The organism is Oceaniovalibus sp. ACAM 378 (genome assembly GCF_008085915.1).
GTDB lineage: Bacteria > Pseudomonadota > Alphaproteobacteria > Rhodobacterales > Rhodobacteraceae > Oceaniglobus.
Genome location: NZ_VSJK01000014.1, coordinates 71,896 through 93,600 on the forward strand (window position 1 = coordinate 71,896; position 21,705 = coordinate 93,600).

At 62.4% G+C, this 21,705-nt stretch carries 19 protein-coding genes; 11 read left to right on the top strand and 8 right to left on the bottom strand.

All coding sequences use genetic code 11. The annotated features are described in order from the left end of the window. Positions 1-100: 100 nt before the first annotated feature. From FQ320_RS18220 to FQ320_RS18270, 11 genes are read left to right on the top strand one after another with little or no spacing between them, the layout of a single operon-like run. A complete protein-coding gene (locus FQ320_RS18220; protein ID WP_148474768.1) occupies positions 101-1,747 on the top strand; it encodes an iron ABC transporter permease in 1,647 nt (548 codons plus the stop codon). Further along, positions 1,747-2,835, top strand: a complete 1,089-nt coding sequence (locus FQ320_RS18225; protein WP_148474769.1) for an ABC transporter ATP-binding protein — start codon at positions 1,747-1,749, stop codon at positions 2,833-2,835. The genes FQ320_RS18220 and FQ320_RS18225 overlap by 1 nt, the downstream gene beginning before the upstream one ends. Continuing rightward, positions 2,832-4,520 carry a glycerol-3-phosphate dehydrogenase/oxidase gene (locus FQ320_RS18230; RefSeq protein ID WP_148474770.1) on the top strand — a complete coding sequence of 563 codons (1,689 nt, stop codon included), beginning with the start codon at positions 2,832-2,834 and terminating at the stop codon, positions 4,518-4,520. The genes FQ320_RS18225 and FQ320_RS18230 overlap by 4 nt, the downstream gene beginning before the upstream one ends. Beyond that, positions 4,517-6,049, top strand: a complete 1,533-nt coding sequence (locus tag FQ320_RS18235) for an FAD-binding oxidoreductase (RefSeq protein WP_148474771.1) — start codon at positions 4,517-4,519, stop codon at positions 6,047-6,049. Before FQ320_RS18230 ends, FQ320_RS18235 begins: the two co-directional genes overlap by 4 nt. After that, positions 6,046-7,482 (top strand): FGGY-family carbohydrate kinase, encoded by a 1,437-nt coding sequence (locus FQ320_RS18240; RefSeq protein WP_148474772.1) that lies wholly within the window; start codon positions 6,046-6,048, stop codon positions 7,480-7,482. Before FQ320_RS18235 ends, FQ320_RS18240 begins: the two co-directional genes overlap by 4 nt. A gap of 11 nt (positions 7,483-7,493) precedes the next feature. Next, positions 7,494-8,891, top strand: a complete 1,398-nt coding sequence (locus FQ320_RS18245; RefSeq protein ID WP_148474773.1) for an aldehyde dehydrogenase family protein — start codon at positions 7,494-7,496, stop codon at positions 8,889-8,891. Between the two features lie 5 nt (positions 8,892-8,896). Then, positions 8,897-9,697, top strand: a complete 801-nt coding sequence (locus FQ320_RS18250; RefSeq protein WP_148474774.1) for an enoyl-CoA hydratase/isomerase family protein — start codon at positions 8,897-8,899, stop codon at positions 9,695-9,697. Continuing rightward, positions 9,694-10,452 carry an enoyl-CoA hydratase/isomerase family protein gene (locus FQ320_RS18255; RefSeq protein ID WP_148474775.1) on the top strand — a complete coding sequence of 253 codons (759 nt, stop codon included), beginning with the start codon at positions 9,694-9,696 and terminating at the stop codon, positions 10,450-10,452. The genes FQ320_RS18250 and FQ320_RS18255 overlap by 4 nt, the downstream gene beginning before the upstream one ends. Before the next feature lie 13 nt (positions 10,453-10,465). Then, the gene (locus tag FQ320_RS18260; RefSeq protein ID WP_187393961.1) at positions 10,466-11,071 is read left to right on the top strand and encodes a TetR/AcrR family transcriptional regulator; all 606 of its coding nucleotides are present in this window, start codon (positions 10,466-10,468) and stop codon (positions 11,069-11,071) included. Continuing rightward, positions 11,072-11,326, top strand: a complete 255-nt coding sequence (locus tag FQ320_RS18265; protein WP_148474777.1) for an iron-containing alcohol dehydrogenase — start codon at positions 11,072-11,074, stop codon at positions 11,324-11,326. Continuing rightward, on the top strand, positions 11,320-11,748 hold the full coding sequence (locus tag FQ320_RS18270) for a thioesterase family protein (protein ID WP_148474778.1): 429 nt from the start codon (positions 11,320-11,322) through the stop codon (positions 11,746-11,748). Before FQ320_RS18265 ends, FQ320_RS18270 begins: the two co-directional genes overlap by 7 nt. A gap of 406 nt (positions 11,749-12,154) precedes the next feature. Here the strand turns inward: FQ320_RS18270 and FQ320_RS25780 are convergent, their stop codons facing one another. From FQ320_RS25780 to FQ320_RS18305, 8 genes are all read right to left on the bottom strand, one after another. After that, positions 12,155-12,313 carry a hypothetical protein gene (locus FQ320_RS25780; protein ID WP_187393962.1) on the bottom strand — a complete coding sequence of 53 codons (159 nt, stop codon included), beginning with the start codon at positions 12,311-12,313 and terminating at the stop codon, positions 12,155-12,157. Beyond that, on the bottom strand, positions 12,310-13,638 hold the full coding sequence (locus FQ320_RS18275) for an amidase (protein ID WP_148474779.1): 1,329 nt from the start codon (positions 13,636-13,638) through the stop codon (positions 12,310-12,312). Before FQ320_RS18275 ends, FQ320_RS25780 begins: the two co-directional genes overlap by 4 nt. Continuing rightward, positions 13,628-15,049, bottom strand: a complete 1,422-nt coding sequence (locus FQ320_RS18280) for a TRAP transporter large permease subunit (protein ID WP_148474780.1) — start codon at positions 15,047-15,049, stop codon at positions 13,628-13,630. Before FQ320_RS18280 ends, FQ320_RS18275 begins: the two co-directional genes overlap by 11 nt. After that, positions 15,046-15,630: a TRAP transporter small permease subunit gene (locus tag FQ320_RS18285; protein ID WP_148474781.1), complete on the bottom strand. Its 585-nt coding sequence runs from the start codon at positions 15,628-15,630 to the stop codon at positions 15,046-15,048. The genes FQ320_RS18280 and FQ320_RS18285 overlap by 4 nt, the downstream gene beginning before the upstream one ends. 64 nt (positions 15,631-15,694) lie before the next feature. Further along, the gene (locus tag FQ320_RS18290; protein ID WP_148474782.1) at positions 15,695-16,807 is read right to left on the bottom strand and encodes a TRAP transporter substrate-binding protein; all 1,113 of its coding nucleotides are present in this window, start codon (positions 16,805-16,807) and stop codon (positions 15,695-15,697) included. A 489-nt stretch (positions 16,808-17,296) separates the two neighbouring features. Next, positions 17,297-18,436, bottom strand: coding sequence for a Xaa-Pro peptidase family protein (locus FQ320_RS18295; RefSeq protein WP_148474783.1), 1,140 nt, complete (start codon positions 18,434-18,436; stop codon positions 17,297-17,299). Continuing rightward, positions 18,433-19,656, bottom strand: coding sequence for a M20 family metallopeptidase (locus tag FQ320_RS18300; protein ID WP_148474784.1), 1,224 nt, complete (start codon positions 19,654-19,656; stop codon positions 18,433-18,435). The genes FQ320_RS18295 and FQ320_RS18300 overlap by 4 nt, the downstream gene beginning before the upstream one ends. After that, a complete protein-coding gene (locus FQ320_RS18305) occupies positions 19,653-21,704 on the bottom strand; it encodes an ABC transporter ATP-binding protein (protein WP_148474785.1) in 2,052 nt (683 codons plus the stop codon). The genes FQ320_RS18300 and FQ320_RS18305 overlap by 4 nt, the downstream gene beginning before the upstream one ends. Position 21,705: the final 1 nt, after the last annotated feature.

A 21,705-nucleotide genomic window follows, 5' to 3' on the forward strand; every position in this document is an offset into this window, starting at 1 on the left:
GCCGGGCCGCCCCTTCTGGGCGCGGCCCGGCGCCCCACCTGACACACCGCATCCGCAGGATCGAATGACAGGGCCATAAACGGCGCTGAACGGAGGAACCATGTCTTCAGGATCACCGAATTTCATTTCGCGCAACCGTGGCATGTTGATGCTCATGGCGCCCATCGTTGCCTTCCTGGCGCTGTTTTTTGCCTGGCCCGTCGTCCTTGTTCTTGGCAACAGTTTTGGCGGCGATGGTGGACCAATCGGCGAATATATCGAGTTTTTCACCAGCAATACCTATGTGCGCATCGTGTTCCGCACGATCTTTGTCGCGCTTCTGGTGACGGCACTGTGCCTGCTGATCGGCTATCCCTATGCCTATCTGATGGTGCGCACGAAGGGCAAGATGTTGGCGTTTTTGACCGGCGTCGTCCTGCTGTCGTTCTTTACCAGCGTCATGGTGCGCAGCTTTGCGTGGATCGTCATGCTTCAGCGCAACGGCATCATCGACCGCATTGCGCAATGGCTTGGCTTTGACGGTCTGGTCCTGCGCGGCTCTACCACCGGCGTGACCATCGCCATGGTGCAGGTGATGCTGCCTTTCATGATTTTCCCGCTCTACAGCGCGATGGCGGGTATCGACACCCGGCTGGAACGTGCCTCGACCTCCTTGGGCGCGACGAAATGGACCACATTCCGCGACATCTGGTTTCCGCTTTCCATGCCGGGCGTGATCGGCGGTTCGGTCATCGTGTTTGTCACCTCGCTGGGCTTTTATGTCATTCCCGGTCTGGTCGGCTCGCCCTCGAACCAATTGCTGTCGCACCTGATCTATTCGCTGATCAACACGGTGCTGAACGTCCCCCTTGCCTCGGCCGCGTCGGTCGTGATGCTGTTGATAGCGCTGCTGGTGGTCCTGCCCACGATGATGCGTTACGACGTCACCGGAAGCACCACCAGCCGGTTCGCCTCGGACGAAGGGCGCGGCGGGAAGCAGTCGATCTGGCTGTGGATCTTCGGCGCGCTGGTCATTGCGCTGCTGTTGGTGCCCGGCCTTGTCGTGATCCCGCTCAGCTTTCCCGAAAACCGCAGCTTTGCCTTCCCGCCGCAGGGATTCTCTTGGCAGTGGTACGCCAACTTCTTCAGCAGCCGCCAATGGTGGGGAGCGTTCATCACCTCGATTCAGGTTGCGGTTCTGGTCACCTTCACATCGACCGTACTGGCGGTGTTTGCGGGGCTTGCGCTGCGCCGGTCGTCGACCCGGGTGCGCACCGTGATCCGTGCGCTGGTGCTGACGCCGCGCATCGTGCCGGGGGTGATTATCGCACTGGCCGTCTATGGTCTGTTTCTCGACTGGCGCCTGAACATCACGATCACCGGTTTTGTGATTGCCCACACGATCATGGCGCTGCCTTTCGCGTTCATCCCGATTGCCGCCACGCTGGAACAATTCGACACGCGGTTCGAGCAGGCAGCAGCCAGCCTTGGGGCATCCCGCCTCACCACGTTCTTTCAGATCATCCTGCCGCTGATCAGCACAGGTATGATGACCGGCGCATTGTTCGCCTTTGTCATCTCTTTTGATGAGGTCGTCGTGTCGCTGTTCGTGGGCGGCGTCGGGATGCGAACGCTGCCGGTGCAGATGTACAATTCCATCGCCAATGACATCGATCCGACAATCGCCGCAGCCTCGACCATGCTGCTGCTGCTGACGGCGTTCATCGTGATCGCCAGCACGATATTTACCCAAAGGAGGGCCCGCTGATGGCTACCGAAACTGCAAAGGGCGCCGCGCTCGAACTGCACGACCTGGGCAAATCCTATGGCGGGCTCAAGGTTCTTGCTGGCGTAAATCTTAACGTCCTCCCCGGCGAATTCGTCACCTTTCTGGGCCCCAGCGGTTCGGGCAAGACGACGACGCTGAACCTGATTGCAGGGTTTGCCGATCCCGACGCAGGCGGGCGGATGGAGCTTGACGGGCGGTCCCTTGCCGCGGTGCCCGCGCACAAGCGCGACATCGGCGTGGTGTTTCAGAACTACGCCCTGTTCCCCCATAAGACAGTGCGCGAGAACATCGCATTTCCGCTGAAACAGCGCCGTCCGCGCCCCGATGCGGCGACCATTGCGCGAAAAGTGGACCGGGTTCTGTCGCTGGTCCATCTTGAGGCCTTCGCCGACCGCCGCCCCGACCAGCTGTCGGGCGGTCAACAACAGCGCGTGGCACTGGCCCGCGCCGTGGTGTTTGAACCAAAGCTGCTGTTGCTCGATGAGCCGCTGGGTGCGCTGGACAAGCGGCTGCGCGAATCCCTGCAACTGGAACTGCGGCGCATCCACCGTGAACTTGGCGTGACGATCATTTTTGTCACCCACGATCAGGATGAGGCGCTGACCCTGTCGGACCGGATCGTCGTGTTCCGCGAAGGGGCTGTCGAACAGATCGGCACGCCGGCGGAACTCTATGACACGCCGGGCAGTGAGTTCGTTGCGACGTTCCTTGGGGATTCCAACATCTTCGCCGGAACTGCCACTGCGAACACCTTTACGCAGGATGTCGAAGGCGCGCGCTTTGCCGCGCTCAGCGGCGCAGCAGATGGCCCGGTCAAGATCATGGTGCGTCCGGAAAACGTGACTGTGTCGGCAGATGGCGAAGGGGCGGCAAACGCCGTGCCGATTACGATTGCCGATGTGGTTTATTCCGGTGCGACTCTTCGTGTCGAGGGCATCGACGCTCGGGGCAAGCAATTGATTGCGCGCACCCGCGCCGATGGAATCGCGCCAACTGTCGGAGCCAAGGCATGGTTCTGCTGGGAGGCTTGCGCAACCCGCATCGTGGCGACCGGTAACGCCGCATGAGCGCGCCTGTAAACATAATCGCCGCGCTTGACCGGCTGGCCGCCGACGAACCGCTGGCCAACCGCGACGCACATCTTGCGAAACTGTCGGGCGGCACCTTCGATGTACTGGTCATCGGTGGCGGCATCACCGGGGCCGGTGTGGCGCTGGACGCCGCCGCGCGCGGTCTCAGCGTCGCCTTGGTCGAGGCGGGCGATTTCGCTTCTGGCACATCGTCGCGGTCGTCCAAGATGATTCACGGCGGTTTCCGCTATCTGCAAACTGGCGACGTGGCGCTGGTGCGGGAATCCCTGCGCGAACGCCACGCCCTGCAACGCAACGCGCCGCATCTGGTGCGGGTCATGCCCTTCATGATTCCGCTGTTCCTCAAGGGTGGGGTGATCAACCCAAAGCTGTCACGCGCCCTTGGCGGTGCCCTGTGGAGTTATCAGTTTGCCGGTGCATGGCGTCTTGGCCGTCGTCACAAGCGGCTGAGCCATGACGAGGTCGAACACCACATGCCGGCCCTCGATATGGAGCGGATCGGCGCTGGCTATATGTTCCATGACCTGCGCGCCGACGATGCGCGGCTGGTGCTTGCCGTTCTTGCCACCGCTGCCACGCGCGGTGCGGTGATGGTGAACCACGCCCGCTGCACCGGGTTGTCGGACGTGAAAAACGGCCTCCGCACCGCGAATATCGACGTGGATGGCACGCAAACCGAGGTCAATGCCCGCATGGTGGTGAATGCCACCGGCGTCTGGGCGCAGAAATTCCTTGACGGTGTGGGCGTGGACAGCCCGCGCAAATTGTCGCCTGCCAAGGGCACCCATATTGTCGTGCCGATCGAGTTGATGCGCAACGACGTTGCCGTCAGCCTGCCGGTGGCCAGCGACCGGCGCACCGTGTCCGTCGTCGACGAAGGCCCGTTTGCCTATATCGGCTCGACGGAAACCACCGATCCCGCCGACGTGAACGAACCCAGCGTGACCGAGAGCGACCTGACCTATATCCTCGACGGAATAAACCGCCATCTGACGCGCGAGATCACACCCGCCGACATCACCAGCGGCTGGGCCGGGTTTCGCCCGTTGATCGCCGATGGCAAAAGTGCGCGCAGCTCTGATCTGTCGCGCCGGCACAGCATCGAGCAAGAAGCCGACGGTCTGATCACCGTCACTGGTGGCAAACTGACCACCTATCGTGAGATGGCCGAAGGCACGGTCGATGCAATCTGCACCGCGCTGGATCACAAGGGCCGTTGCACCACGCGCAAGCTGCGCCTGCATGGCTATTCATCCGGCGCCAGCCACCTGAGCAAGGGCGAACGCCTTGGCAAACGCTATGGCGACCGGTCCGCGAAGGTCGAACAACTGGCGGCCCTTGCGCCCGGTTTGGGCGAAAAAATCACGCCGCGCGGCGATACCATCATCGCCGAGGCGCTCTGGGGTCTGCGCGCCGAAATGGGCGGATCGCTGGCCGACCTGCTGTTTCGTCGTACCCGCATCGCCACTTACGACGGGCGCGCGGTTCTGGCCGACGCCGAGGGTATCGCCACGCGTATCGGCCGCCTTGCGGGCTGGGGCGAAAACCGGATCACCGCCGAAACCGAAACCCTGAAATCGGCGCTGCGCCAGGAACTGGGCGTTCTCGCGCTTGACCTGCCGACGCCTGCTGAAAACCGTACGAGAGAGGACATCACATGAGCCGTACTCCCATCGCAATCGCCCCCCGTCGCCCGGCCGAGATCCCCGGTGAACATGGGATGAAGGGCATCACGCCCCGCGAGACCCTGACCGGCAGCGCCGTCGCGGTCGGTGATGCCTTCATCCAGTCGCTTGAGCGGGTCTGCGCATCGGTCGACGTGGATGACAATTCGCGCACGGATTACGCCCGCGACTGGTGGCCGCTTGGCATGGTCTGGGCGACAACCGGCCATGTGGCCCGGATGCCTGCCGCCGTGGCACGGCCCAAAAACGTCGAGGAAGTCGCCGCAGTCCTGCGCCTTGCCAATGACGCGGGCATTCCCGTGACCGCAGCCGGTGGCCGCAGCGGTGTGTTGGGCAACTCGCTGCCGGTCTTTGGCGGCGTGGTTCTGGACCTCACGCAGCTCTCGGGCATCACCGACCTGCGCACCGATGATCTGAGTGTCGACGTCATGGCCGGCACCTTCGGGGACGCCTTCGAGGACGAATTGCAGAAAACCGGCCACACCGCCGGTCATTGGCCGCAGTCGATGAAACTGGCCACCGTGGGCGGTTGGATCGCCTGTTCGGGTGCCGGTCAGATGAGCACACGTTACGGCACCATGGCCGATATCACCCGTGGCGTGACGGCGGTTCTGGCCGATGGCCGGGTGATCGAAACCTCGCAATTCGCGCATTCCGCCACCGGCCCCGACATGACGCAGCTTTTCGTCGGCTCCGAGGGTACGCTGGGCGTGATCGTGTCGGCCTGTCTGAACATTCACAAAAAGGCGACATACACCGAAAGCGGCGCTTGGGCGTTCGACAGTTTTGATGCCGGGGTCGATGCGATCAAACGGTTCTCGCAGCGCGGCGCACGCCCCGCCGTCGTGCGCCTGTACGATGCGACGGAATCGCGCCGCAACTTCGACACCAAGGATCAACATATCCTGCTGGTCCATGATGAGGGCGATCCCGAAATCGTCGCCGGAATCATGTCGGTCGTGCGGTCCGAATGCGATGGCAAGCCGAGCGACAAAACGCTTGTCGAACGCTGGCTTTCCAACCGCAACAGCGTTCACGCGCTGGACGAGTTGATCATGGACCGCGCCCCCGACACGATGGAGATTACCGCCCCATGGTCGCAACTGCCCCGCATCTATCATGACGCGACGGCGGCAATGATGGCGGTTGATGGCACCCGGACGGCTACGGCGCATATCTCGCACGCCTATCCGGGCTCTGCCGGTCTGTACTTCATGTTCGGTGGACGCCCCGAGCTTGAAGATCGTCCGCGCTGGTATCGTGACGTCTGGAACGCGGGCGCACGCTCGGTTCTGGGCAACGGCGGCAACCTGAGCCATCATCACGGCATCGGCCTTCAGCGCGGTCGCCTGATGGGCGAGGCTTTGGGCTCGGGAATGGAGATGCTTCAGTTGGTAAAGGACGGACTTGACCCCAAGGGCATCCTGAATCCCGGCAAGCTGGGCCTGAAAAACCCGTTCGGCCCCACGCCCGAGTGGGCCGACAAGGCCGCGCCAAAGGCATGAGCCCCGCCGCCCCCATTGTTCTGGTGATCGACCTTGGCACCACCAGCCTGCGGTGTTCGGTGGTCGATGCCACCGGCGCTGTCGGTGACTGGCGTCAAAGCGTCGTGCCGGAATCCCGCGATGGCGATGGCCTGTCGTGGGACGGGGGGGCATTGGCGGCGCATGTCCTGAAGGATGTGCGCGCGCTGGCCACAAACTGGCCGCTGGCCGGTATCGCCATCGCCAACCAACGCACCACCGCGCTGATCTGGGACGCGGCAACGGGTGAGCCCTGTGGCCCGGTCCTGTCCTGGTCCGACGGGCGCACCCGCGATCTGGACCGGTCGCTGCGCGCACAGGGCATCGCGATGGTGCCGGGGCTGTCGGTGTCGAAATGGCGCTGGCTGCTGGATCGCGCCGATCCTGACGGGACTCGCGCCAAGGCAGGCGAATTGCGTGTCGGGACGCTGGAGTCCTGGCTGATCTGGGTTCTTTCGGGTGGCGCGCATCATGTGAGCGACCACGTCAACGCGTCGCACAGCGGGCTGTTCGATCTGGAAGCGCTCGATTGGAACCACGCCCTTGCGCGGGATCTGAAGCTTGATCCGTCGCTTTTGCCGCAGCTTGTCTCCTGCACCCCCGAAGGCATCACCGCCGACGCGATCACCGGTGCGCCGCCCATCCTTGCGGTGATCGGCGATCAGCAGGCCTCGCTTTATGGGCAGGGCTGCATCGCGCCCGGGACCGCCAAGATCACCTTTGGTACCTCGGGTGTCCTGAACATGGTGGTCGGCGATACGCCCTTTGCCAAACCATCGCGCGCCGCTTTCGGCAATGTCGCGCTCAGCACGCCGGAGGGTGTCAGCTTTGGCACCGAAGCGGCGGTCATGTCGGCGGGCAGTGCAGTGGAATGGCTGATCCGGTTGGGCGTCTTGCCCGAGGCGGCAGCGATTGACCGGGTGGTGAACCCAACCGTGCGCGGCGATGCCCTGTTCGTCGCGGCGCTTGACGGCATCGGCGTGCCGCATTGGCAGCCCCGGGCGCGGGGGTCGTTCTTTGGCCTGTCGGGCGCAACCGGCCCCGGTGAAATGACCCGCGCCGTGCTGGACGGGATCGTCGCAGGCACGGCCGAGGTGATCGAACAGATGGAACAGGCAACCGACCAGCGGCTTGCCAAGATCAGCATCGATGGCGGTTTGACCCGCAGCGATGCGTTCTGTGCGATCCTTGCCGCCACCATCGACCGACCCCTGCACCGCACCCCCAACGCCGAGGCGACGACGCGCGGCGCGGCGATGCTCGCCTATCGCGCGCTTGGCCTGCCGTTCACGAGCATCGGCGAAACAACACCGATCGCAGCGCCGCAAGGCACCATTCCGGCCGATCAGATCGGTTGGCAGGATGCCGTGGCGCTGACCCTTGAACACACGAATAACCGCAAGTCCCGGATCTGAAAGGATACCCCATGAACACCCATGAAACCGCCCTTGTGAGCGGCAAGATCACGGCCCTGAACGGCACTCGTGAACAGACCCTCTCCAGCCCGCTGACCGGGCAGGCCGACCGGAAAACCCGCCATGGCGACGATGCCGATGTCGATGCTGCGGTGAAATCCGCACGCGCCGCATTTGACAGCTGGTCGCAGACCGACGCCGACACCCGCCGCAAGGTGATCGAGGCGCTGGCCGCCAAGATCGAGGAACGTGCAGACGATCTGGCCGCCGCAATTCACGCCGAGGTCGGCACGCCCGAGAAAATCTCCAAGGCAGTGCAGGCCGGACTGCCCGTTCATGTGCTGCGCGGTTTCGCCACCGATCTGGATGCCGCCCTTGCGCCGGAGACCATCGCGCATTCGACGGTCAGCTACCGGCCCATCGGTGTGGTGGCCGCGATTACGCCGTGGAACTATCCGCTGCATCAGGCGATGGCGAAGATCGGCGCAGCCCTTGCCGCCGGTTGTACCATGGTCGTCAAGCCGAGCGAACTGACCCCGCGCACCAATGCGCTGATGATGGAAATTCTCGCTGAAACCACGCCCGCAGGCACCGTTAACGTTGTTCCGGGCGATGCGATAACCGGCGCGGCTCTGGTCGATCATCCGGGCGTCGATGCGGTGTCTTTCACCGGCTCGGTCGGGGGTGGCCGTGCGGTTGCACAGGCAGCGGCGAAGACCCTGAAGCCTTGTTTTCTTGAGCTGGGCGGCAAATCGGCTGGCATCATGCTGGACGATGCCGACCCTGAGGTCGCGCTGAAGGTGATGGTCAATGGCGGGTTGCTGAACAGCGGTCAGACCTGTACCGCGCTGACCCGTATCCTCGTGCCGCACGCCATGGTCGATGACGCCGCCGCACAGGTCGGCGCGCTGGCCGACAAGATGACCTCGCGCTTGGGTCCGGTGATCTCCAAGGATCAGTATGACCGCGTGCAGGGTTTCATCACCCGCGCCGAAAAGGACGATTCCGTCACATTGATCGCCGGTGGCGCCGGCCATCCCGAAGGTCAGGAGCAAGGCTATTTCGTCCGCCCGACAGTGTTTGTTTCGAAGGACGCCAACGCCGAGATCGTGCAAGGCGAGGTCTTTGGCCCGGTCCTTGTGGTGATGGGATATGGCGATGACGACGAGGCGGTCGCGCTGGCCAATGGCACCGACTATGGGCTGGCCGCCGCTGTCTGGGGCAATGACGCCGCCCGTGTCGATGCAATCACCGCCCGTCTGCGGGCCGGGCAGATCGACGTGAATGGTGCGCCGTTCAACCCCCGCGCGCCTTTTGGCGGCTTTAACCAGTCGGGCAGTGGCCGGGAAATGGGCCTGCACGGCATCCGCGAATTCCAGCGCCCTGTGTCGATCCAGAAAAAAGGATAAGTCAGATGAGCGAACAGCATACCATCCTTGAAACCATCGAAGACGGCGTCGCCAAGCTGACGCTGAACCGTCCCGATGCGATGAATACCATGACGCCTGCGTTTCTGGACAATGTTCTGGAGCAACTGGAGAAGGTCGCCGGTGATGATGCAATCCGGGTTCTGATCCTGACCGGGGCGGGCCGTGCGTTCTGCGCCGGGGGCGATCTGAAACGCGGTCCGGGCGGTGCGGTGGCGGGCGATCCGCCGCTGGCGTCGCAGGTCGGGCGGCTGCGCAATTTCATGCGTTCGTCGCAACTTTTGCGCGACATGCCCAAGATCACGATTTCCGCGATCAACGGTGCCTGCGCGGGGGCTGGATTTTCGTGGGCCTGCGCAACCGACCTGCGCTTTGCCTCGAACAAGGCGCGGTTTGCCACGGCGTTCCGCAATGCCGCATTGTCAGGCGATTTTGGCGGAACCTGGCTGTTGCCGCGCATCGTCGGGGCAGGGCGGGCGCGTGATCTTTACCTGCGTTCAAAGCCGATCACAGCGCAGGAAGCGCTGGATATGGGCCTTGTGTCCGCCATCCACGACCCCGACGCTCTGATGGATGCCGTGACCGAAGTGGCGCGCGATCTGGCCGCTGCCGCGCCTCTGGCTCTGCCGCTGATCAAGCAGAACCTGAATGACGCGGATGAGATTGGTTTTGCCGAGGCGCTGGACCGCGAGGCGCGCCGCCACTCTGCCATGGTCGCCACTGCCGACGGAACCGAGGCCGCCCTTGCCTTTACCGAGAAACGCCAACCGAACTGGAGCGGTAAATGAGTATTTATCTCACTTGGAACGACGCTGAAACCGTCGCCACCGTTACGTTGAACCGTCCGGAAGCGTTGAACGCCATGTCATCCGAGGCGTTGAACGAAGTGGCCTATTCCTTTCAGCAAGCCGACGCCAAGGGCGCCCGTATCATCCTGTTGCGCGGCGCGGGGCGTTCGTTCTGCGCCGGAGCAGACCGCAAGCAGTATCCCGGCTTTAAATCCAGCGAAGAGAATGTCGGCCGCGCCCAGAATGCCATCGAGATTGGCATACAGTTGAAGCGCACGCTGATGGGCACCAACGCCCTGACCATTGCGCAGGTGCATGGCCATGTGGTGGGCGGTGGTCTTGTCATGGCGATGTGCTGTGACATGCGGTTCACGGCGGACGATGCCAGGATGTCGCTGCCTGAACTCAAGCTGGCGCTGCCGCTGGGCTGGGGCGCGCTGTACCGGTTGATCGAACTGGTCGGCACCACAAGGGCGTGGGCCATGCTGGCGGAATTCGAGGAGCTTTCAGGCCAGCAGGCGGTCGATGCCGGGCTGTTTTCCGATGTTTACGCCGCCGATGTTCTTGCGGATAAAGTGCAGCAGCGGATCGAAAACCTGTTGCAAATCGATCCCGAAGCGCTCTTTTTGACGAAACGTCAGTTCCGGGCCATCGCCGCGCGGGCCTCTTTCGGCAATATCGAAGATCTCGACGGCGCTTTGCTGCTCGGACCCCTGCGCGGCCCCCATGTGCGGGAAAAATTCGCAGGACTTTAAGGAGCGAAAGCAGATGTCACCAAAAGCTGACGCCCGCGCGGATCAGACCGATACCGCAACCAAGGTGGAAGAGGCTGTTCTCGACATGCTTGAAAAGCAGGGGGTGCTGAATGGCATCAACCTGAACGAAGTCGCAAAGGCCGCAGGCGTGAACCGGACGCTGGTGTATCATCACTTTGGTTCACGCCGGGGGCTTTTGCGCTCGGCGATCAAGCATGAGTTGCGCAAGCGGCATGTGCAGACGAAGACCCCAAACGAACCCATGCGCCTTGGTGCGCGGGTGGCGCACGGGCTGCGCGCGCTGCTGCAGGGGGGATCTTCGCTGCGGCTGACCACTCTGTTGCATCTGGACGGTTCGACCGCGCCGCGCCTGATGCCGAACGCCGAAACCACGTTGTTGCAGCTTGAACGTGACCGCGCCCTTGGCCTGACGCCGGACACCGATGACATCCCGGCGTTGCACGCCAGCTATGCTGCCGGGGTGTATGGTTATGCACTGTTCAGGGAAGTTTTCGCGCGGGATCTGGGGATTGAAGTTGAAGAACTGGATGTCCGGGTGACGGCGCAGTTCGAACGACTTTATGATCCCGTCGGTGAAAGCGCTGACAAGGACGAATAGATGACATCTTTCACCTTCGACATCAGGCCTTCGGTCCGCTTTGGTTTCGGCCTTCTGGACCGGACCGGCGAGAGTGCCGCGCCCCTGCTGCGTGCGCGTATCCTGATCGTCACCGATCCGGGGACGATGGCAACCGCCATGCCCGGTCGCGCCGAATCTGGGTTGCGTGCCATGGCAAGCGGCGCGATGAATCAGGCACGGCTGATGAACACCGCCCGGAATGCCACCCTCGGGATATACGAGACGGCATGTTAGAGACGCCGCAGCGCGCCCTTGCCGCCTATCCCCGCACCGTACAATTGACCACGCGCTGGTTCGACAACGATGCCTTCGGGCATATGAACAATGCGGTACATTACCAGTTTTTCGATACCACGGTGAACCTGCTTCTGCGCGATCTGGACAACATGCAAGCGCCCGACAGCGACGAGCGGTTTCTGGTGGCCGAAACCGGATGCCGGTATTTTGCCGAGATGGCTTATCCGGATCTGGTGACAGTCGGGCTGCGGGTCGGGCATCTGGGCCGGTCCTCGATACGCTATGACCTCGCGATGTTCCGCAACGATGAAACCACGGCCGCGGCGGTCGGATTTCTGGTGCATGTCAACACGGCGGCAGGACGGCCCGCCCGGTTCTGCGATGACCTGCGCGGCAAACTGGGCGGCTACTTGGTTTGAACCGGGCCGCTCGGCGCGCTTTAAGGGGTGGGAGGATCGGAAGATCAATCCAGTGGATCAGTCGTCCGGGTGGTGGCGGTCAGGAATGGCGACACTTGACGCAGCCGGGATCATGTCGCGCCAACTGCCGCCCGCGCACCCCGTCGGGACATTGCTGCAGAGATCAGGGTCGTTTCCGCCAGTCGGGGAGCGCATGCGAAGACGGATCGGATCGACGCCGCGCTGATGACCCGCTTTACGCGTTGAGCGGCAGTTGTTCGCCTTGCAGACGATTTGAGGGGCATTCAAGCCGGTTGTCGGGTGTCACCTTCCGGCCCGGATATTGCGCCTTCTCAGGCGCTTGAGCGGCGAGCGTGGCCAATTCGTCAAGACGCGCAGGTGGCTTCTTAAGCGTCCGGCCACAGTCTCAGTCTTTGCGATTTGACGATGTGACCAGATCCCAGATCACCAACGCGACAGTCAACAGCGCCACGCCGATCAGATCGGGGCTGGGCACTGCGATGATCAGGATGCCGACGAAACCCGCGAAGGCCAGAAAGGCCGCAAAGGCGATGATCCGGTTCATGACGTCTCTCCCTTGGCGGTGTCGATCCAATCGTAGAGCCATTGCGCTGTGCGCAGCAGGCGGGCGTCGCCGCCGCGCGGCCCGATCAGTTGCACGCCCAGCGGCAGACCGTCGATGTCCAGCACGGGAACGGTGACGGCGGGTGTGCCGCACAGCGTCCACAATCCATTGAACACCGGATCTCCCGTGGTGTCGCGCCCCGGTGCCGGGCCAAGGGCTGCGGGGCAGATGATGGCGTCGCAGCGCGCGAAGACCTCGTCTAACAGGGCGTTCAGCACGCCGGACCAGTCCAGCGCGGCGATATAGTCACGGGCAAGGATCGTGTCACCCTCGGCGATGGCGGCAGTGACCGCGTCACCCAAACCGCCTCGCTTTGCGTAGGAATGGAAGCAACGGGCCATTTCTGCGACGTTGATGCAGCGACGGGCGGCATCGGCCTCGTCGAAGAGTGCGGGCAGCTCGATGACGAAGGCCTGATCGCCCAGGGCAGTGGTCAGCTCGTCCATGGCTTCGACGGTTTCTGGTGTTGCACGGTCCCATCCGGGCGGGCGCAGAACGGCCAGCACCGGAGGCAGCGGCGCGCCCGCGTCCACGCAGCGGAGCAGGCCCGGCGGCGGCACCGCGACTCCGCCCTGTTCGGTGGCGAACAACACATCGCACAGCAGCGCTGCCTCGCGCGGGGTGCGCGCGAAGACCCCGACGGTGTCGAGGCTGGGCGCTTGCGACAGTACGCCCCTTGTCGAAATCGCGTCAAACGTTGGCTTGAACCCGGTTACGCCGCAGAATGAGGCCGGTCGGATCACTGAACCACCGGTCTGTGTGCCCACGGTCAGCGGCGCCATCCCCGCGGCGACGGCGGCCGCAGACCCCGCCGACGATCCGCCGGGCGTGCGAGTTTCGTCATGGGGGTTCTTTGTGGCCGATGGGGTCATGAAGGCCAGTTCGCAGGTGACCGTCTTGCCGAGGATCAGCGCGCCCGCAGATTTCAGCCGTACAACCAGATCGGCGTCGGTGTCTGGCACCCGTCCTGAATCCGGAGCGGTGCCATTTTCTGTGGGAATACGCGCGGTATCGATCACGTCCTTCAGAGCCACCGGCACCCCGTGCAGCGGGCCGATGGGCCGTCCGGCACGGCGTTGCGCATCCAGCATCTCGGCCTGATGGCGGACAAACCCGGCGTCGAACCAGACAAAGGCGCCGATCTCGGGGTCTGCCGCCTCGATCCGGGCGATGTAATGCGCGGCCACGTCGGCCACGGATACGGCCCCCTGTGCGATCCGGTCGCGCAGGGTGACGGCGTCGGGGGCTTGCGGCTCAGTTTCCATAAAACGCATTCGGCAGATAAAAGACGATCTGCGGGAAGACATACATCAGCACCATAGAGATGAGCACACAGACAAGGAATGGCAGGCAGCCGGCGAAGATCTGCGTCAGCTTCACCTCGGGCGGCGCAATGCCTTTAAGGTAATAGGCCGACATGGCCATGGGTGGCGTTAGAAAACTCGTCTGCAGGTTCAGCGCCACCAATACCCCGAAAAACAGCGGATCGATGTCGAAAATTACCAGCAACGGCAGGAAAATAGGCACGAAGATGATGATGATCTCGGACCATTCCAGCGGCCAACCCAGCAGGAAGATGATCAGTTGCGCCAGCAGCAGAAACATCAGCGGCGTCAGATTCATCGACTGCACGAATTCGCTGATCACCTGTTCGCCGCCAAGATAAGAGAACACCGAGCTGAAGGTGTAGGAACCGACGAACAACCAGCAGACCATCGCCGTGGTCCTTACGGTCAGGTAGACCGATTCACGCATCCTCTGCCACGTCATTGCCCGATAGAGAAACGCCAGCAGGATTCCCCCCAGCGCACCGATCGATGCCGCCTCGGTCGGCGTGGCAAGCCCGAACAGGATTGACCCCAGCACGGCGAAGATCAGCACGGCCAGTGGCACGAAGGACGTCACGACCATGAGCAACAGCTTGCCGCCCGGCACATCAGGAACCTCTTCGCGGGTGGGTCTCGGGGCGACACTGGGTTGCAGGATCGACCGGCCGACCACATAGATCAGGTAAAGTCCGGTCAGTGTCAGGCCCGGCAGCAAGGCCCCGGCATAGAGTTTCACGATCGACACGTTCGACGCGGCGGCATAGACGATCAGCATGATCGAGGGCGGGATGAGGATGCCCAGTGTGCCGCCCGCGCAGATGATGCCCGACGCGAAGGCCGGATCATACCGCGCCTTCAGCATCGCCGGCAGCGCCAGCAGGCCCATCAGCGTGACGACCGCACCGACAATCCCCGTCGCCGTGGCGAACAGCGCGCAGGTGATCAGCGCGGCCACCCCCATGCTGCCCGGAATCCGGCGCGATGCGATGTTCAGCGTGTCGAACAGCCGGTTCACGATGTTGGCCCGTTCGACGATATATCCCATGAACAGGAATAGCGGCACGGCGGTCAGCACATCGTTGCTCATCACCGTATAGGTCTGGTTGACGAACAGATCGAAGATGCGGTTGTTGAACAGCCCCTCGACCCACAGGTTGGTCTGGTCCCACCACGAGGCAAGCTCTTGATCCAGCCGATCGAACGACCGCCACATGCGGCGCTCGTCGAAATAGGCGTAATAGCCGAACCCGATGCCCATCGCCATCAGGGTAAAGGCAATGGGAAAGCCCAGGAAGACAAAGACAATGAAAAGCCCAAGCATGAACAGGGCGACTTGTGGATCGGTCATGGATGGGCGTCCTTTTCGGCCATCGAGACCTGTTTCATCAAAATATCTTCGGTTTCAAACACGTCTTCGTCCGCCTCTAGCCATATGCCGGTGCGGATGCAGTGGATGCAGCGGAACACTTCGGCGATGCCCTGAAAGAACAACAGAACTCCGGCCACCACGATCACTGTCTTGAACTGGTAGATCGGGATGCCCGCCGGGCTGCTCACCGACACTTCAGCATAGGACCACGAGCGCGCGGCGTATTTCCAACCGGCGAAGATCAGCGCCAGTACACCGGGAAAGAAAAACAGGAAATAAAGGACCAGATCGACACGCGCCTGCCAGCGTGGCGACCACAGCCGGTACAGGAAATCGCCCCGCACATGGCCACGCCGCGACAGGGTATAGGCGCCGCCCATCATGAACAGCGTGCCGTACATGATGAACGACACGTCCAGCGCCCAGGATGTTGGGCTGTTCAGGACATAGCGGACGAACACCTCATATCCCGTGCCCACCGCCATGAACACGATGAGCCAGGCAAAGGTCTTTCCGAACCATGCCGAAAGGGCATCGGCGAACCGGATGTATCGAAGCATAGAGTGGTCCCCGAAAGATAAGGTTGGCCCCCGCCGCCACGGGCGGGAGCCGTCACGGCAACTGTCACATCTTCAGTCGGCCGGGGAAGTAGTGCTCATAGGCCAGCGCATAGTCTGGCGCGTTCATCAACTCGTAGAACACGACGTCGTTCACCCAGGCGCGTTGACTGTCCAGGCACTTCTTCATGAAGGGATCGGCCTCCAGCTCGGGAATGATCTCGTCCCAGGCTTTCAGCTGCGCGGCGAGGATTTCCTTCGAGGTGCGCTGCACATCGACGCCGGCTTCTTCCTGAAGGTATTTCAGGTCAGCGGAATAGCGACGTGCCCCCTTGGCGGTGTTGGCGGTCGATACTGCCTCGACGCCGTAGATCAGGATCGCCTTCAGGTCCGGCTCCATGTCTTCCATCAGCAGGCCGTTGAACAGGAATTCGAACGATTCCGACGCCTGATGATAGGACGACAGGAAGTAGTTCTTGGCCACGTCCTGTGCGCCGAAGTCACGGTCGGACGACGGGTTGTTGAATTCGAACGCGTCGATCACGCCACGCTCCATCGCCGGCACGATCTCGCCGCCCGGAAGCTGCGCCACCGACATGCCCAGCTTGGTCATCAAGTCAGCCGCCAGCCCGACGGTGCGGTACTTGAACCCCTGAAGGTCGCTGACCTTGGTCACCGGGTTCTTGAACCAACCGAAGGGCTGGGCGGGCATCGGAAAGGCCATATAGCCGTCGATATCCAGACCCATGATGTCCTGCGTCAGTTCGTCATACAGCGCCTTGCCGCCGCCCTCGTAGAACCAGTTCAGCATCGTGGTGGCCGATCCGCCGAACACGGGACCGGTGCCGAACAGCGACGCCGCCTTGTTTTTACCGTACCAATAGACCGGCACGTCGTGGCCGATGTCGAGCAGTCCGTCGTTAACCGCATCCAGAACCTGGAACGCGCCGACGACCGCACCGGCCGGCAGCAGGTCGATCTTCAGACGTCCACCCGCCATCGCCTCGACGCGGGTCACGTAATCCTGCGCCATCTCTTGCCAGACGTTGGACGACGGCCAGGCCGACTGCATCTTCAACACTCTCGGTGCTTGCGCCATAACAGCCGGCGCGGCGAGCGTGCCGACACCCGCAGCCGCTCCGCCAAGGGCGGTTTTCCTGAGAAAGGACCGTCGGCCCATTGTATCGGAATTTTTCACTTCTATCCTCCCAGAATATGTGCCGGACAATGCTCGGGGCGCCAGCGTAACGCCATTTTTCAGAGTCGAACATTGAACATCGAAAACAATGCGAAACACACGGCAAAGGTCGAAGGCGTCTCCTCCAAGACGCCAACCATCACCGCATGTTGTTGTTACTATGAAAATACCGGATCACAAAGATAATTGACGTTCCGGGTCCTGAAATTTGTATCGAGGCCGTCCGGTGGACCAACGGTTAAGGGGCGCGTCCAGCGAAACAGTGGCTTTGAGCCTCTCCGATTAACTGCGTTTCATCGCAATTTGTCTGTTCTGTGATGATCGTTGGATCCATCTTGGCCGGAAGCCCAAAACAGCACTGGTCCCACCGCGAAAGCCAAATGCGTGGAAACAAAGCCAGCATAAGTCAGTAAATGCACGCCCTTGGAGCGGGACATCCCAAACGTGGCCACGTTCCGCGACCGATACAGGTCAACCGCCCGCGATAAGAATGCATCGTTCGGTCTGTGTCAGCCGTCTGGCGCCTTCTGGCTCAATCACCACGGTTTCCGACAGCGCGAGGCCTTGGGCGGTTGCATAGACGTGAAACGTCTGACCTATTTCGAATTGCCATTCGGCGGTTTCGTGCAAGCAGAGCGACGTGTCAGAAGACCTTGGTGTCTTGGCATACAGTCCGACCTGATAGCCCGAGATATTGGGCATGGCCGTGCGCAAGCCTTCTGTCAGGAGCCCCTCTCGCAGAATGGCGTCCGCCGCCTTTGCCTTGGTGCCGGGGATCATGGCGGCAAACTGCGCGTCCTGCAGCGCGACCAGCCGGTCCATCACACCGGTCAGAGCGGCCGAGGGCGCACCGAGACTGATCGAGCGCATGAACCGGGCAGAATAGTTCGAGATCCGCGGCACCAGCTCCACATGAAGCACATCGCCGGCTGCCAGCCGTTCATCGCTGATCGTCGCGTGAAGGAACCCCATGTCGTGCCCGTCGCCTTTGGCCCTGCGCGAGATGGAGATCGGTCCGACCCAGTAATCGTCCGCCCCGTTGGACAGGTAATGGTGTGCCGCAATGGCAGCGGCGTCGCGGGGGCGCATTCCCGGAGCGAGTTGCGAACGGATCGTCTCCATTGCAGAATCGGCGATGGCCGCTGCGGCCGAGATATACGCAATTTCCTGTTCGTCTTTTACCGCCCGCAGGATGTTGGCGCTTCCAGGCAGATCGACGAACCGCGCGTCGGAGAGAAGTTCGGACAACCGCAGGAAGGTCGCATGAGTGAAGCCGTAGCTGGAAAAATCCGCGCCGATGACGGCGGGCCGGAACCGGTCAATGGCCTGCGCTACTATGGCATGGGCGTCTTCGTGATCGGCATAGGTGACGATGTCGTCAAGCCATGTGGCCGCGCGGCACGGGACCTCGTCGATCGCACGCAGGATCCAGACCGGATCGCCGACTGCCGGTACGATCGCGGCGCGATAGAACGTTTCGGACACGGTGTATCCGGTCAGCCAAGCCAGCATTTCAGCATGGTCGCACAGATACAGATCGCACCCGGCCTGCTTCATTTCCGAGCGCAGGCGGGCGAGCCGCGCGGCAAAGGGGGCTGGGACTTTGTTCATGCCTTTTCAACTCCGCAGATGTTGCAGATCGCGTGGATATAGATCGCGACACAGTCCAGATACTGACGAATGCGGACCCTTTCGTCCGGCATCGTGTTGAATTCACCGCCCGGTCCGCAGACAACACCCTCCATGCCCGCAGCAGCAAGGTGAGCGGCGTCGGTTCCGTAAAACGCCGGGGGCCGGATGGCGCCGGTGGGTTGCGGCATGCCGCGGACTGCCTCGTGCGCGCGGTTCACGGCCTTCACGACAAAGGCATCGGCAGCGACTTCGAAGGGCGGCATCTGCGGCTTATTCTTGCGCAGATCGTGGGACCCCAGCCGGTATTCCAGCCCCGGGAACTCAAGCTTGAGGGATTCAAGCATCTGGCGCATGTCATCCATGACGCTTTCGATGGACTGGCTTGGCGCGTAGCGGCATGTCCCTAAAAGTCGCGCCCGGTCCGCCACCTGCGGAGGGCGCCATTCGTGGAATTCGTCACCCAGTCCGGCCCGAAGCACGCCGACATGGCCGCGATTGACCGACCGGTGCGCCGGCCCTTCGGCGCCCGAGAATGTGATCCCATTGATGCGGGGCACAAGGGCAGCGGCGGCGGCCAGTGCATCGCAGGCTTCTTCGCGCTTGGACAGGTGACGGGTGCTTCCGTAAAGCTCGATCTCGAACGAAAAAGCCCCCGCATGAAGCGTGAGTGCCTGCAGGTCGGTCGGTTCTGAGTTGATGAAATAGTCGGCGCGTATGCCCTGCTCAATCATGCGCACCGTTCCGATACCGCCCTGAAGCTCGCCCACGACAAAGGACAGGATGACATCGCCTTTGGGCCGCAATCCGCAGGCCATCAGGGTTTCAACTGCCGAAAGATAGGCGGCATCGCCGGCCTTCATGTTTGAGACACCGATGCCATAGATGAATTCATCGTCGATCTTGGCTTCCCATGGGTCAACCGTCCAGCCGGAGGTTGCCGGGTTGGTGTCGAGATGTCCGTTGAACAACAGCGACGGTCCCTTGCCCGTGCCTTTCCAGCGGCCAATTGCGTTGACCCGTTTTTCCGTGACAGGTTGCAATTCCGACTCTAGCCCGAGGCCCAGCATGGTCTCATGCATCTTTTCGGCCAGTTCGCGTTCGCCGTCGGTTTCTGTATAGCTTTTGTGGCGCACCATACCGGCCAGACGTTCCAGGCAGGCGGTTTCGTCAATGCGGGCGACGATCTGTTCGGGTGTCATGACAGGGGCTCCATAATTGTCTTGGAAAAGCGCCAGACCGGAGGCATTTCGGCCAATGTTCGGGCATCGATATGGCAAAGAATACGGTGGCCGTTGCCGAAATCATGCAGCGGCGGCGGTGTCTTGCAGATTTCGCCAAGGCGGCGGGGGCAACGGCTTTCGAACGGGCAGCCCGGCAGCGCCTCCGACCGTGTTGGCAACTCGCCGGTCAGCCGGATGCGCGTGGTCTCGCTGTCCGGGTCGATCGATGGCGACGAGGACATCAACGCCTCAGTATAGGGGTGATAGGGCGGATGATCGAGGCTGGCCATGTCGCGGGTTTCGACGATCTCGCCCAGATACATCACTGCGACCCGGTGCGCGACGTGGCGCAACACGCCAAGGTCATGGGTGATAAAGATCAGGGCGACCCCGGTCTCCGCCTGAATGTCCCGCAGCAAACGAACGATCGCGGCCTGCACCGAGGCGTCCAGCCCGCTGGTGATCTCATCGCAAATGATTACCTTGGGATTGGCAGCAAAAGAGCGCGCGATGGCGATCCGCTGCTTCTCTCCGCCTGACAATTGATGCGGAAAACGTGACGCATACTCGGCTGGCAGGCGGACCCGTTCAAGGATTTTGGTGACTTCCTCGCGGCGCTCGCGGCGGCTCAACTCCGGGCGGAACAGTTTCAGCGGCCGCAACAGAATCGTGGCGATGGTATGTCGGGGATTGAGCGAACTGTCGGGGTTCTGAAAGATGATCTGCACATCCGAACGATAGGCGCGGTCCATTTCATCGACCGTCGTTCCGTCAAGGCTCAGCGTTCCTGAATAGGGCGCCAGACCGGTCAGCGCACGGGCCAGCGTAGATTTGCCGCAGCCCGATTCCCCGACGATGGCAAGTGTTTCACCGGGCCTCAGCGTCAGGCTGGTATCGACCAGCGCCCGCGTCCGGCGGATCGGTCGTCGTGCAATCCGGTCAAGCAGGCTGGTGCGGCCATAGACGACATCCATCCCGGACACCTCGATCAGCGGCTGGTCTACAGGGACTGTAACGGCCGGCCATTCTGTCGCTTCACTGCGTGACTGTTCCACCGCATCGGCGCGCACACAGGCCAGTTGCCGGCCGTCCCGAACCTGCAACCTCACTTGGGCGGCGTCACAGAGTTCAGGGAGATGATGCGGGCAAGACGCAGAATAGATGCAGGGCGGCGGCATGCCGAGCCGCGGCGCGGGCGCCGCATGACTTATCGCAAGGCGCCGGCCGGTCAGGCTGTCGGACGGGCGCGGCAGGCTGGAGAGCAATGCGCGCGTATAGGGATGGCGCGGCCGTGCGAACAACGGGCCCGGTTCCGCGATCTCGACGATCCGCCCGCCGTAAATCACCGCGATCCGGTCCGCAATTTCTGCAACGGTGCCCAGATCATGACTGATGAACAGGCCCGATATTCCAGTTTCGTGCTGCAGGCCGCGCACAAGGTCAAGCAACCTTGCACCGGTGGTCGCATCAAGCGCAGACGTGGGTTCGTCAAAAACGATCAGTTCAGGTTCGCAGGCGAGGGCAAGCGCCAGCAGGACACGCTGTTTCTCACCGCCCGAAACCTCGTGCGGATACCGCGACAGCATGGTTTCGGGATCGGGAAGCCCGACATGTCCCAGCAATTCCAGCGTTTTTGCACGAAGACCCGATCCGCCGCGGTGCTGCGCCAGAGTCTCGATCAGGTGATCGCCCAACGTCTGGGTCGGGTCGAGCGCGGTGGCGGCATTCTGGAAAACCATGGAGATCCGTTCCCCGCGCACCTTTTGCAGCGCTTTCTCCCCAAGCGCGGTCAAATCGGTGCCCGACAGAAGGATGCGACCGGACTCATGTACCACCTTTCCCGTCGGATCGCGCATGATGGCATTGGCAAGAGACGACTTGGCCGAACCGCTTTCCCCGACGAGCCCCAGAATTTCGCCGCGGCGGATGGTCAGGTTGATATCGTCCAGAATGCGGATCGGTCCGTCCGGCCCGGCATAGCTGAGGGCGTAGTTTTCGATCGTCAGAACGGGTGGAGTGTCTGACATG